This is a genomic window from Qipengyuania flava (assembly GCF_011762005.1).
Lineage (GTDB): Bacteria > Pseudomonadota > Alphaproteobacteria > Sphingomonadales > Sphingomonadaceae > Qipengyuania > Qipengyuania flava.
The window spans coordinates 317,486-330,333 of record NZ_JAASQU010000002.1; the positions used below are offsets into that span (position 1 = coordinate 317,486).

The window sequence follows — 12,848 nt, forward strand, 5'->3', positions numbered from 1 at the left end:
CAGGATCGGGGGCGCAGCGTAGTGCGTTGGGTCGATCGCCGGATCGGCAGGACCAACGGGTTGCTCATGGGCGCGGTGCCGATCCTGCTGCTCGTGCTGCTTTACCTGTTCTTCGCTGCCGAGCGGCACGCGATCAATCCGGCCGACAAGATCCTTCCGCTGCCCGGCGCCATGGTCGATGCCATGCGCGCGCTGGTGCTCGAGCGCGATCCGCTCTCGGGGCGCTATCTCTTCTGGGCCGATACGCTTGCCAGCCTGCAACGGCTGGGGCTTGGTTTGGCAATTTCGACGGCCAGCGCGCTGCTTGTGGGATTGGTGCTGGGATTGCTCCCACCCGTACGCGCGACCTTCGGCATGCTGGTGACCGGGATAGCGGTCATTCCGCCGATCGCGTTGCTGCCAATCCTGTTCATCGCCTTCGGCCTCGGCGAAACCGCCAAGGTCGCTCTGATCGTTATCGGCATTGCCCCCTTCATGATCCGCGACATCGCTGCGCACACCGCCGAGCTCCCGCGCGAGCAGATCGTCAAGGCGCAGACGCTGGGCGCGAGCACCTGGCAGTTGATGCTTCGTGTCGTGCTTCCACAGGCCATGCCGCGGCTGTTCCAGGCTGTCCGGCTGGCACTCGGCCCGGCGTGGGTTTTCCTGATCTCGGCCGAAGCGATCGCCGCCGACATCGGGCTGGGCTACCGGATTTTCCTCGTGCGGCGCTATCTCGCGATGGATGTGATCCTGCCCTATGTCGCGTGGATCGCGATCCTTGCCGCGCTCACCGATATCCTGCTTGCCTGGTCCAGCCGCCGGCTGTTCGGCTGGGCGCACCGGTCCGCAGCATGAGCAGCTTTCTTTCCCTGCGCGACGTCTGGGTCGAATATGGCGACAAGATCGTGCTCGAACGCGTCAATCTCGAGATCGATGAAGGTGCGTTCGTCTCGATCATCGGGCCTTCGGGCGCAGGCAAGAGCAGCCTGTTGCGCGTGGTGCTGGGTCAGGATGCCCCGTCACGCGGCAGGATTGAGTTGGACGGCATGCCGCTGGAACCGCAATGCGACAGCAACCGCGGGGTGGTATTCCAGCGCTATTCCGTGTTCCCGCACATGACCGTGCTCGAAAATACGCTGTTCGGCCTCGAATGCGCGCAAGCCCCCTTCACCGCACGGTTGTTCGGCGCCGCGCGCAGGGCTGCCGTGGCGGAGGCGAAGGACATGCTTCACGCGGTTGGGCTCGGCGACAATGGCTCGCTCTACCCCGCACAGATGTCGGGCGGCATGCAGCAGCGCCTCGCGCTGGCGCAGGCGCTGGTCAAGCGGCCCCGCATCCTGCTGCTCGACGAACCGTTCGGTGCGCTCGATCCGGGCATCCGCTCCGACATGCACCGGCTGATCACCGATCTGTGGAACGCCTATTCGCTTACCGTGATCATGGTGACGCACGACATCGGCGAAGCCTTCTCGTTGGGCAATCGTGTGCTCACGCTGGATAAACTGCGGCATGACCCGCACGCCCCGAACCGGTATGGTGCCTCGGTCGTTTACGATCTTCCCCTGACGCGGAAGGACCCGCCGCGCGGCGCAGCCGAGCTACCCGCTGCGAGGTCGACGCGAAAGGGCAAGAATAACAGTATTACGATTGACAAAATAGATAATACTTGAGAGGAATCACCCATGGCATCCGAACCAACCAGCCTTGCCCGCCTCAGTATGAGCCTCCCGGCGGATCTGTTCCGCCAGCTCGACATGATGGTCGAGGAACGCGGGCTGCCCTCGCGCTCGCAGCTTATCGCCGAGCTGATTCGCCATGCGCTGGCCGAACATGAAGCGATGACCCGGCCGGAGGAGATGCTCGCGGGCACCATAACGCTGGTCTATCGCGGCGATCGTGGCAGCATCCGGCAACAATTGGCCACCACGCAGGTCGATTATCTGAAGGAGGTCATCTCCTCGCAGCATGTCTTCCTCGAGGACGACCAGTCGCTCGAAGTCCTGCTCGTCCAGGGTCCGGCCGTCCGGCTCGAGGCGCTCTGCGATGCGCTGCGTTCGATCCGCGGCGTCAACCAGCTTCAGCTCGTCACCACCACCGCCCTGCTGCCGCCGTTGCACAAGGGCGAGCCCGGTGCCGGAGGCGATGCCGCGCGCGGCAAGCCCAAACCCACCGATACGGAGGCCGCGTGACCGCAGACCTGGCAAATCCACTCGCCGCACGCGACCACGCCCGGGCCATGACCGGCACAGTGGTCGACAGCATGCCGGTGCTTCCGCCGGTCGCCGACGACTTGCCGGGTGACGTCGATCCTGCGGACCTTCTGTGGGAAGAAACCGTCGCGCCGGGCGGATACACGATCCGGCGGCTCAACCGCGGTGCCCGGCTGCGCCTGATCGACCTGCAAGGGGATGCCTGCGCATCCTTCCAGATCTTCAACGCCGAAATGCCGACCGAGCGGCTCAATGTCGCCGATACGGTCAAGGTGCAGTGGAACGCCTATCTGGGCGCCGGCAAGCTGTTGTTGTCCGACATGGGCCGCGTGCTGATGAGCTTCCTCGAAGACGAAGCCGGAACGCATGACTGCTTCTGCGGCACATCGAACGAGGAATTGAGTGCAGCGAAATACGGCAAGGGTGAACAGCCCCCGCGCTACTTCCTCAATGGCCGCGATCGGTTCCTCCTCGGCGTCGGCAAGCACGGGCTCGCGCGCAAGGATGTCCACCCCTGCGTCAATCTGTTCAAGGGGGCCACGGTCGGCGACGATGGCGCGATCACGCCCGATATCGGGCCGTTCGAACCGGGACGGACCGTGGTGCTGCGCGCCGAGATGGATCTGATGCTGGTCATCGCCAATTGCCCGCATGTGCTGGATCCGCGGCCCGACTGGACCGTCGCCCCGCTGCGCGTGACCGCCTGGCGCGGTCCGGTGACCCCCGAGGACGATCCGATCCGCAACAGCGCCCCCGAAGCGCTGCGCGCCTACCTCAATGTCGAAGACTATTATCGCCGCTGAAAGGGCTGCCTACCGTGTCCACCGATCCGCATGTGGCCGACCTTCCCGGCGCCATAGTCCATGACGAAGTGGTCGCCGCGCGGCACTTCTGGGTGCACCCCGTCGATGCCGGCCAGACGCTGCGCATCGTCGATCTCAAGGGCAATCAGGCGGTCGACCTGTTGATCTATTCGGCCGCCGACGATGCCGAACGCTACAGCGCGCAGGACACGGTGGCGGCGCAGGGCAACCTTTTCCTGCGCGAGGGGTCGGTGTTGCGCTCGAACGAAGGCCGCCCGCTGATGACCATCACCGGGACTTCGGTGGCCTATCACGACACGATCGGGGGCGCGTGCTCCGTGGAATCGAACACGCTGCGCTACGGTCACCACACCAAGTCGCAGCATGCCTGCGTCGAGAATTATCTCAAGGCCAGCCTGCCCGAAGGGCGCAGCAAGCGCGACCTCGTTTCCAACATCAACTTCTTCATGAACGTCCCGGTGGAAGATGATGGGGCTCTGGGTATCGTCGACGGCATCTCGGCCCCCGGCCTGTCGGTCGACGTGCGGGCCGAAATGGATGTCGTGGTGCTGGTCTCGAACTGTCCGCAGATCAACAACCCCTGCAACGGGTTCGACCCGACCCCCGTCCGGATGATCGTCGCGGCATGAGCGATGCCACGGTACTGATCGCCAATCGCGGGGCGATCGCGACCAGGATCATCCGCACGTTGCGCCGTATGGGTCTGCGCTCGGTCGCGGTCTATTCAGAAGCCGACGCGGATTCGCTGCATGTCGCCCAGGCCGACGAGGCCGTCTGCATCGGCCCGGCGCCCGCAGCGGAAAGCTATCTCGACGGTGCTGCCATTATCGCCGCGGCGAAAGCGACCGGCGCAGGCTATATCCACCCGGGCTACGGGTTCCTTGCCGAGAATGCCGAGTTCGCCGAAGCCTGCGAGGCCGCCGGGATCGTCTTCATCGGCCCGCGCCCGGAACACATTCGGACATTCGGACTCAAGCACAGCGCGCGTGCGCTGGCCGAAGCGCAGGGCGTTCCGCTCGCGCCGGGCACCGGACTGCTGACCGATGAAGAGGAGGCGGCCACAGCCGCCGAAGCTATCGGCTATCCGGTAATGCTCAAGGCCACCGCGGGCGGTGGCGGTATCGGCATGCGCATCTGCTCGAGCGAATCGGAATTGCGCGATGGGTTTGCCGGCGTGGTTCGGCAGGGGGCCAGCAGTTTCGGCGACTCGGGCGTCTTCCTCGAGCGCTACATCGCGCGTGCGCGGCATATCGAGGTACAGGTCTTCGGCGATGGCGAAGGCCATGTCATGCCGCTGGGCGAACGCGACTGTTCGCTCCAGCGTCGCAACCAGAAGGTGGTCGAGGAAGCCCCTGCCCCCTGCCTTTCGGAGGTGTTGCGCCGCGACCTCATCGCTGCCGCAGTCGACCTCGCGCAGGCGGCGCGATACCGCTCGGCGGGAACGGTGGAATTTCTCTTCGACGCCGAACGGGAGGAATTCTTCTTCCTCGAAATGAACACGCGCCTGCAGGTCGAACACGGCGTCACCGAGGAAGTGATGGGCGTTGATCTGGTCGAGTGGATGGTGCGCGGCGGGATGGGCGATTTCGCCTTCATGGATCGCACGCCGCCGGTCGCGAATGGCCACGCGATCCAGGTGCGGCTCTATGCCGAGGATCCTGCGCTCGACTACCGGCCGACGACGGGCACGCTCTCGGCACTGTCCTTTCCCGACGACATCCGCGCCGAAACCTGGTGCGAGGCGGGCAGCACGGTCAGCCCGTGGTACGACCCGATGATCGCCAAGCTGATCACGCATGCCGATAGCCGCGATGGCGCCATCGCATCGATGCAGGCAGCGTTGCGCGAGAGTCGGATCGAAGGGCTCGAGACGAATCTTCGCTGGCTGCGCGACGTCCTGCGCGACGACAATTTTGCTGCGGGCACGGTCTCGACCCGTCTGCTCGATACGGTCCCCTATGCCCCACGCAGCCTGCAGATCGTTTCGGGCGGAACGGCGACCACGGTGCAAGACTGGCCCGGTCGTGAAGGGCTTTGGTCGATCGGCGTGCCGCCTTCGGGCCCGATGGACGACCGTTCGTTCCGGCTCGGCAATCTGCGGCTCGGCAACCCGGAAGGCACCGCCGGTCTCGAGATCACCTTTACCGGCCCGACGATCCGGTTCAATACCTCCGCGCGGCTGTGCCTGACCGGTGCCGATTTCGGCGCGAAGCTCGATGGCGAACCCGTTACGCTGCATACGCCTTTCGACGTCGCTGCCGGGCAGATGCTGGCCATGGGCCGCGTCGCGGGCGGAGGCATGCGTGGTTACCTGCTCTTCGCCGGCGGGCTCGATATCCCACCCTATCTCGACAGTCAGAGCACCTTCGAATTGGGCCAGTTCGGTGGACATGCCGCACGGAGACTGGTCGCGGGCGACACATTGCATCTCGCCGCGGCAGCGACCGACCCCGTGACTGCGCCCGCCGGAGGCGAGCAGGCATTGGGCAATTGCTGGACCCTGCGCGTGCTGTACGGTCCGCACGGTGCGCCCGACTTCTTCACTCCGGAGGATGTCGAAACCATCGCGGCGGCCGAATGGAAGGTCCACTACAACAGCAACCGCACCGGTGTGCGGCTGGTGGGCCCCAAGCCCGAATGGGCCCGCACGGATGGCGGCGAAGCCGGGCTGCATCCCTCGAACATCCATGACAATCCCTATGCGATCGGGGCAGTCGATTTCACCGGCGATATGCCGATCATTCTCGGGCCGGACGGCCCTTCGCTGGGTGGCTTCGTCTGTCCCTTCGTGGTCATCGCTGCCGATCGCTGGAAGATCGGCCAGCTCGCTCCGGGAAACCGCGTGCGGTTCCAGCCGGTGAATATCGACGAGGCGGAGCAGGCGAACCGCGCCGCTCCGCTGGCGGGGGCAAGCGCCGGCGTGGCCGATGCGACGCCCCGCTCCGAACTGGCCGAGCTGTCGCCCCTCCTCGCCGAGATCCCTGCCGAGGGGAACCGGCCGCGGACGGTCTATCGCCAGCAGGGCGATCGCAACATCCTCGTCGAGTACGGCCCGATCGTGCTCGATCTCGAATTGCGGATCCGCGTCCATGCCCTAATGACCGTGCTCGAAGCCAAGGGCCTCGCCGGAGTGATCGATATCACCCCGGGAATCCGCTCGCTGCAGCTGCATTTCGATGGTCGGCAACTCGATCAGGCCCGGGCGCTGGCCGCGCTGATCCAGTGCGAGGACGAATTGGGCGACCTCGAAGATTTCGTCATTCCGTCGCGGATCGTGCATCTCCCGCTCAGTTGGCGGGATCCGGCGATCAACGCGACGGTCGAGAAATACATGGCAACGGTGCGCGAGGATGCCCCGTGGTGTCCCGACAACATCGAGTTCATCCGGCGCATCAATGGACTGAGCGATGCCGATGCGGTCGAGCGCGTGGTCTTCGATGCCAGCTATCTGGTGATGGGTCTGGGCGATGTCTATCTCGGCGCGCCGGTGGCGACGCCGGTCGATCCGCGCCACCGCCTCGTTACCACGAAATACAATCCCGCGCGCACCTGGACCCCGCCCAATGTGGTAGGCATCGGCGGCGCCTACATGTGCATCTACGGGATGGAGGGGCCGGGCGGCTACCAGCTGTTCGGTCGCACTATCCAGGTCTGGAACACGCATCGCCAGACCGATGCCTTCGTCGACGGCAAGCCGTGGCTGCTGCGCTTCTTCGATCAGATCCGCTTCTTCGAGGTCAGCGCAGCAGAACTCGAAGAATGGCGCCGCGACTTTCCCGCCGGGCGCCGCACCATCGAGGTCGAGCATTCGGAATTCCGGCTGGCCGACTACCGCGCCTTCCTGGCTGACAATGCCGATTCGATCGCCGAATTCGAGACCCGGCGCCAGGCCGCTTTCGACGCCGAGCGGGCCGAATGGGAGCGTACCGGGGAATTCGACCGCGTGTCCGAATTGATCGAGGACGGCGGGTCGGGCGGGCCCGACGTTCCCGCGATCGAGGTTCCGGACGGTGCAGACGTGATCGAATCGCCCTTCGGCGGATACATCTGGAAATTGCTCGTCGCCGAAGGCGATGAAGTGGAGGCCGGGGCAACCGTGGCCGTGATCGAGGCGATGAAAATGGAAACCCCGCTCGAAAGCCCGGCTGCGGGCACAATCAGCGCGCTTTACATCGAGGAACGCCAGCCAATCGAGCCGGGCGCTCCGCTCATGGCGCTATCGAGGCGCGCATGAGCCAGCCCGAAAGCAAGGGTGCCGCGCAAATCTCGGCGGCAGTGAACGGCGGCGAAACCACCGCGCTTGCCGTGCTGGACGAAACGCTTGCGCGGATCGAGGCTTACGACGCGGTCCAGCCGCAAATCTGGATCACTCGCGCACCGGCAGAACGGCTTCGCGCGCAGGCCAAGGGCATCGACGCGCGGATCGCCGCCGGTGACACACTCCCGCTGGCGGGCGTTCCCTTCGCGGTGAAGGACAATATCGACGTCGACGGGTTCGAAACCACCGCCGGCTGCTCCGCCTTTGCCTATACTCCGGCTCATTCGGCACATGTCGTGGCGCAACTCGAAGCCGCCGGGGCCCTGTGCGTGGGCAAGACCAATCTCGACCAGTTTGCCACCGGCCTCGTCGGCACGCGCAGCCCCTTCGGCATTCCCGGCAACGCCTATAACCGCGCCTATGTCAGCGGTGGCTCGAGTTCGGGATCGGCGATCGCGGTTGCAGCGGGACTTGTTCCCTTCGCGCTGGGCACAGACACGGCGGGGTCGGGGCGGGTCCCGGCGGCGTTCAACCATTTGATCGGCTACAAACCGAGCAAGGGCCGCTGGAGCACGCGCGGACTGGTGCCTGCCTGTCGCACGCTCGATTGCATCAGCGTGTTTACGCACGACACGACCGATGCCCGGCTGGTCGATGGCGTCGTCGCGGGTTTCGATCCCAATGATCCCTACTCGCGCGCGCTGCCCGTGAGGCTGTTGGAGCCGCATCGTATCGGCGTGCCCATGCCCGCGCAGCGCAACTGGTTCGGCGATGCAGCATCGCAACGGCTCTACGAAAAGGCGCTCGCAGTGCTGGCCGAACGGGCCACGCTCATCGAACTCGACATCGGCTATCTGCAGGAAGCCGCGGCGCTGCTCTACAATGGTCCCTGGGTTGCCGAACGGACGGCTGCCCTGCGGGACCTGCTGGAACGTGACCCCGACGCGATCGATCCGACCGTCCGCAAGGTGGTCGAACCAGGCGCGGAAATTTCCGCGGTCGCAGCATTCGAAGGCCATTACCAGCTGGCCGCGTTGCAGCGGGAAGCGGAGGCGATGTGGGAGGGGGTCGATATGCTCGCCTTCCCGACCACCGGCACCATCTATCGCATTGCCGAACTGCTTGCCGAACCCGTCGCGCTTAACAGCAACCTCGGGTTCTACACCAACTTCGTGAACCTGCTCGACATGGCCGCCGTCGCGGTGCCGGCGGGCCAGCGCGACAACGGTACGGGCTTCGGGATCACGTTGATCGGGCCGGCCGGAAGCGATTCTGGTTTGCTCGAAGCGGCCGAAGATTATTGCACGGCGGCAGGATTGCCCGCGACACCCGCGCTCGATCAGGAGGGAAAGATGGAAACGGTCAAACTCGCGGTCGTCGGTGCGCATCTGAAGGACATGCCACTGCACTGGCAACTGACCTCGCGTCACGCGACCTTCGTGGGCAGCTTCCAAACCGCTGCCACCTACCGGCTCTACGCGATGGCCGACAGCATACCACCCAAGCCCGCGCTCGTTCACAGCGATGACGGCGGTGCAATTGCAGTCGAGGTCTACGAACTCGACGTGGGCGCATTCGGCAGTTTCGTGTCCGAGGTCCCGGCCCCATTGGCGATCGGAACGGTCACCCTCGAAGACGGCAGCACGGTCAAGGGTTTCGTCGCCGAGCCTCGGGCGACGCTGTGCGCGGAAGATATCACAGCGCTGGGCGGCTGGCGGGCCTATATTGCCCGCGAGGCGGAATGACCTTCGCAAAAATATCAAACCGGGCCCGTTATTACTCTTGACCAATTATTTAATATCGATAGCGTGATCGCATAGCCAAAAGATAGCACGTTCGCTGGGAGAAATTCTGAAACTAACCGGGCCGATCGGTCCGGGTGAGGGAGTCCGCCGGTGTATCGCATACGCAACCGCACGAGCCCGAAGGCAGGTCGCCGAGCGATCCTGCAAGAGGCCTGGCCCGTCTCCCACAGCTCGAAAGCGAGGTAGCAGACATGGCCGGAACGCGCGTAGGCAACAGGATCATAGGGGCCGATTCACCCATCATCGTCGGCTGGGACAATATTCCCAAGGTGGAAGGCGGCCCGGTGAAGCGCTTCATCTTCACCTATTTCCAGCCATTCTTCCTCTTCGCGTTGATCGCCTTCTGGTATTACGCGCCCAACTCGATAGCCACCGCCACCACGGCGATCGCCATCGCGATTTCCTTCAAGGTGCTGCTGATTGCGATCGAGCTGATCAATCCGCGACACAAGAGCTGGCAGCTCACATGGAAGGAACTGTGCACCGACCTGTTCTATGTCGCACTCGGCTATACGGTCCTGCGCATGGTCGACGTCTATATCGGAGACGGTGTCATCATCGAGGCGATCCAGGGCGCATACGACTGGGACAAGCTCAACTGGTTCACAGGCCTGCCCCTGCTGGTCCAGGCGCTGATGATCTCGCTCATCTTCGATTTCGGCCAGTACTGGATGCATCGCGGGATGCACAATTGGTACCCGCTGTGGCTGACCCACGCGCCGCATCACTACATTACCCAGTTGAACATCAACAAGGGCGCGGTCGGCAATCCGATCGAGCTGTTCCTGATCGGTCTGGGCATCGGAGGCTTCTTCGACTTCCTGCCCCGCGCGGCACTGCTGGCCGGTACCTTCGGCCTCGCCATCGGGACCTACCAGCACATCAACGTGCGCTTTAACACGCCGCGCTGGTGGCGCTTCCTGTTCAACACCACCGAACACCACAGCGTCCATCATTCGCAGGACTACGAGGCCAGCCGCAGCAATTACGGCGCGACCTGGATCATTTTCGACCGGATCTTCGGCACCTGCATCGATGGCGAAGCGGAAAAGCTCGGCATGGAAGGCGGCCGCCGGATGCAGATCAAGGAAACGATGGTCTATCCCTTCACCGAAGGGTTCAAGACGTCGCGCGATTGGCTGCAGGCGAAATTCCGTCGCTCACCCGACAGCGTACCCGCCGAATAGCCAATATCGCCCGGGCCGGGTCCTGTCCCGGCCCGCAGTCCCCCGCAAGCGCATCCCGCCATCGGTCTTTCGGGGACCGGGTGAGATCGTGCGCGCGCTTGCGACCTGCCGGAGAGCCACTACGTGCCGAAGCTGCCCTATATCGATCTAATTTGGCGCGCCCGCGGGTCCATCGAACTGATCCCGCCGCGCACTTCACAAAGTGCCTTTGCAAGGCTGGACGGATTGCTCGACGATGGCGGCACGAGCCACGAGGTGCACGGCGATACGCTGCATTATGTCAAGGACAATCCGGCAGCTCAGGACAAGCTCGCGACCTTCAGTCGCGGCACCTTGCGCGTCGAGGACAGCGCAGGCCGTGCGCGGCTCCATTACGAACTGACCAGCCCGGCACTCCTGCTGTGTTTCCTCGCTCCCCTGCTGTTCCTCGCCATCGCCCAAGCGACCATCTTTATCAGCGAACTTGAAGGCCCCACCACCGAGGAAACTTCCGAGACGGAGAAGGACGAGGAAGAAGAGGAAGAGGCACGCCCGCTGAACGTCATCGACCAGATGCTCGGCGCGCCGCAGCCGGAAACCCTTGAAGAGAAAAAACAGCGGATGGAGGAGGAAGGCGAAGAGGAGAAAGGACGGCATTCGCCCACGCCCGCCTATGTCTTCGCCGGCCTGTTCTTTGCGCTTTACCTTGTCGGCCGCGTTCTCGAACCCTGGCTGGTACGGCGGACCTTCCGGCAAACGCTGAACGAGCCGCGGGACCGGTCCCACCTCGAAAGCGCCGCACAGGCAGACAGCTGATCCCCATGGCAAAACCTGTCCTGCCGGCGGGCTTCATCCACGACCTCATCTCCTTCCCCACGGCCAGACCTCGGCTGCGCCTGTCGCAGCGCGGAATTGCACGGAGTATTTCGCTTGATCCAATTGCATATCACCGACCTTTCCGGGACCGAACGCACCATCACCGTCGCACCTACCGGCACCCTGATGGAAGCAATTCGCGACAACGGATTTTCCGATCTTCTGGCGGCCTGCGGCGGGTGCTGCTCCTGCGCCACCTGCCATGTCGCCCTCGCGCCATCCGACATCGTCCTGGCGCCCGCATCGGATGAGGAAGATGAACTTCTCGACGCGTCGGACGAACGCTCCTCGGGCTCGCGCCTGGCTTGTCAGCTGCCGCTAATGCCTGCGATGGACGGATTGAAAGTGCGGATCGTAGAGGCCGCGTGACGCGCGGCTAGCCCGGTTCGATCCTGCTCAGCGGCCACCATGCGCCACCGTCCCGCTCGGCCTTGTGCCGCCCGAGGTCGCGCAGCCGCGCCATGAAGGCCGGCTTGAACATTTCGCCCTTCTTGAAGTTCTCGCCCACGTCGCTCGGGAAAGTGTCGTACTGGTCCGCGCTGGTCAGCAGGATACGGCCATAAGGGTTGTTCAACCGCAGGCCGGCGATCGCACCGATCTCGCTCTCATTGACCAGCAGGTCGTAGCCGCGCTGCCCGTTCTTGAGCGGACCCGAGCTCGTGTTGAGTGCCTCTTCGCGCTTGCGTACGGTCGGGCCGTTGCGCACGACATAGACGGTTGGCGCGGTCTCTTCATAGTCCTGCGCGATGGCCGCCTGCGTTGCGCCGCCCGCCATCCTGGCGACCGGATGGCCCTGCATCTGCTTGCGCACCTCGCGGTCGACCGCCGCCATCGCGCGATCGAAGAACACCGACCGGCGTACGCCGCCATCGTAGAGCGTGAGCGCGCGCTCGTCCGACCCGGCGACGCGCAACTGCTGGTGGAACACGGGCATGGCGGAAGAGGCCATGGTCGCGGCTGCGAGCGCTTCGGCCGCCGCTTTTGCGCTGGGCGCCGATTGGACCAGTTCCTTGATATCGGCATAGCGGAACACCCCGCGTTCAGCCTCGACGAAGCCGACGAAGCCCTCGATGCTCGATGTGCCAATTGCGGCGATCAACCTTTCGTCGCCCCCGGGCATGAGCGCTTCGATCACCCGGCGACGAAGGCGGCTGGTACCCGCAGCAGAGCCGAACAGCGGGACGCCGATCAATCCCGTATGGGTCACGACATCGCTCTCGCGCTGCGGAGAATAGCCCCAGACCAGCCGGTCGAGCGCATATCGGCGCATGTCGGGCGTCTGCTTCGGATCGAGTGCCACCATCAGCATCAGCGCCTGCAACGAACCGGTGGAAATGCCGGTGATCACGCCGATACCCGGCAGGGCGAGTTCGTTGCCGCTGTTGCGACTGAGCGTATCGAACAGTCCCGCGCCAAACGCGCCCCATTGTCCCCCGCCCGAGAGCAGCAGCACGTCGCAGTCGGGCCGGTCCACCGCGTTGTGGCACTGCACCGCGTCGCGGATCGAACAGGACATGCGATCGTCGAGAGCGCAGGTCGGCGCATCAGGTACATCGGCCTGCACGTCGCGGATGAACGGACCGACATCGCCGTCGACGACATGGCTGTAGAAGCCATCGATCTTGAAGGTCAGCGCTCCCCGTTTGAACAGGGTGACAGCGAAGAAAACGAGCGCAGCGGTGCCGAAAACGCCGGCGACCACACCCCACAGGAAATTGTCCATCGAC

The 12,848-nt window shown here is 64.5% G+C and carries 11 protein-coding genes; 10 read left to right on the forward strand and 1 reads right to left on the reverse strand.

The genetic code is table 11. The features are described from left to right. Positions 1-21: 21 nt before the first annotated feature. From FHS69_RS08200 to FHS69_RS08245, 10 genes are all read left to right on the forward strand, one after another. Entirely contained in the window at positions 22-837 is an 816-nt protein-coding gene (locus tag FHS69_RS08200; protein ID WP_166777314.1) for an ABC transporter permease, read from the forward strand. Next, complete coding sequence (locus FHS69_RS08205; RefSeq protein ID WP_166777315.1) at positions 834-1,652, forward strand: ATP-binding cassette domain-containing protein; 819 nt, start codon at positions 834-836, stop codon at positions 1,650-1,652. The genes FHS69_RS08200 and FHS69_RS08205 overlap by 4 nt, the downstream gene beginning before the upstream one ends. Before the next feature lie 12 nt (positions 1,653-1,664). Then, positions 1,665-2,171 carry a CopG family ribbon-helix-helix protein gene (locus tag FHS69_RS08210; protein WP_067465908.1) on the forward strand — a complete coding sequence of 169 codons (507 nt, stop codon included), beginning with the start codon at positions 1,665-1,667 and terminating at the stop codon, positions 2,169-2,171. Then, positions 2,168-2,995 (forward strand): urea amidolyase associated protein UAAP1, encoded by an 828-nt coding sequence (locus FHS69_RS08215; RefSeq protein ID WP_166777316.1) that lies wholly within the window; start codon positions 2,168-2,170, stop codon positions 2,993-2,995. The genes FHS69_RS08210 and FHS69_RS08215 overlap by 4 nt, the downstream gene beginning before the upstream one ends. A 14-nt stretch (positions 2,996-3,009) precedes the next feature. Further along, a complete protein-coding gene (locus FHS69_RS08220; RefSeq protein WP_067675598.1) occupies positions 3,010-3,645 on the forward strand; it encodes an urea amidolyase associated protein UAAP2 in 636 nt (211 codons plus the stop codon). Then, positions 3,642-7,250 carry an urea carboxylase gene (gene uca / locus FHS69_RS08225; RefSeq protein ID WP_166777317.1) on the forward strand — a complete coding sequence of 1,203 codons (3,609 nt, stop codon included), beginning with the start codon at positions 3,642-3,644 and terminating at the stop codon, positions 7,248-7,250. The genes FHS69_RS08220 and uca overlap by 4 nt, the downstream gene beginning before the upstream one ends. After that, on the forward strand, positions 7,247-9,019 hold the full coding sequence (gene atzF, locus FHS69_RS08230; RefSeq protein ID WP_166777318.1) for an allophanate hydrolase: 1,773 nt from the start codon (positions 7,247-7,249) through the stop codon (positions 9,017-9,019). The genes uca and atzF overlap by 4 nt, the downstream gene beginning before the upstream one ends. 251 nt (positions 9,020-9,270) lie before the next feature. Then, on the forward strand, positions 9,271-10,266 hold the full coding sequence (locus tag FHS69_RS08235; protein ID WP_067675589.1) for a sterol desaturase family protein: 996 nt from the start codon (positions 9,271-9,273) through the stop codon (positions 10,264-10,266). A 123-nt stretch (positions 10,267-10,389) separates the two neighbouring features. Then, positions 10,390-11,061 carry a hypothetical protein gene (locus tag FHS69_RS08240; RefSeq protein WP_166777319.1) on the forward strand — a complete coding sequence of 224 codons (672 nt, stop codon included), beginning with the start codon at positions 10,390-10,392 and terminating at the stop codon, positions 11,059-11,061. 114 nt (positions 11,062-11,175) lie between these two features. Beyond that, the gene (locus tag FHS69_RS08245; RefSeq protein WP_166777320.1) at positions 11,176-11,490 is read left to right on the forward strand and encodes a 2Fe-2S iron-sulfur cluster-binding protein; all 315 of its coding nucleotides are present in this window, start codon (positions 11,176-11,178) and stop codon (positions 11,488-11,490) included. A 7-nt stretch (positions 11,491-11,497) separates the two neighbouring features. On the opposite strand, the gene FHS69_RS08250 is transcribed toward FHS69_RS08245, so the two are convergent. Further along, positions 11,498-12,844: a patatin-like phospholipase family protein gene (locus tag FHS69_RS08250; protein WP_166777321.1), complete on the reverse strand. Its 1,347-nt coding sequence runs from the start codon at positions 12,842-12,844 to the stop codon at positions 11,498-11,500. Between the last annotated feature and the right edge of the window lie 4 nt (positions 12,845-12,848).

What these genes read in the sequence shown, in the direction of transcription:
- uca (WP_166777317.1), top strand. Translation starts at nt 3,642, where the DNA reads ATGAGCGATGCCACGGTACTGATCGCCAATCGCGGGGCGATCGCGACC.
- FHS69_RS08235 (WP_067675589.1), top strand. Translation starts at nt 9,271, where the DNA reads ATGGCCGGAACGCGCGTAGGCAACAGGATCATAGGGGCCGATTCACCC.
- FHS69_RS08205 (WP_166777315.1), top strand. Translation starts at nt 834, where the DNA reads ATGAGCAGCTTTCTTTCCCTGCGCGACGTCTGGGTCGAATATGGCGAC.
- atzF (WP_166777318.1), top strand. Translation starts at nt 7,247, where the DNA reads ATGAGCCAGCCCGAAAGCAAGGGTGCCGCGCAAATCTCGGCGGCAGTG.
- FHS69_RS08210 (WP_067465908.1), top strand. Translation starts at nt 1,665, where the DNA reads ATGGCATCCGAACCAACCAGCCTTGCCCGCCTCAGTATGAGCCTCCCG.
- FHS69_RS08250 (WP_166777321.1), bottom strand. Translation starts at nt 12,844, where the DNA reads ATGGACAATTTCCTGTGGGGTGTGGTCGCCGGCGTTTTCGGCACCGCT.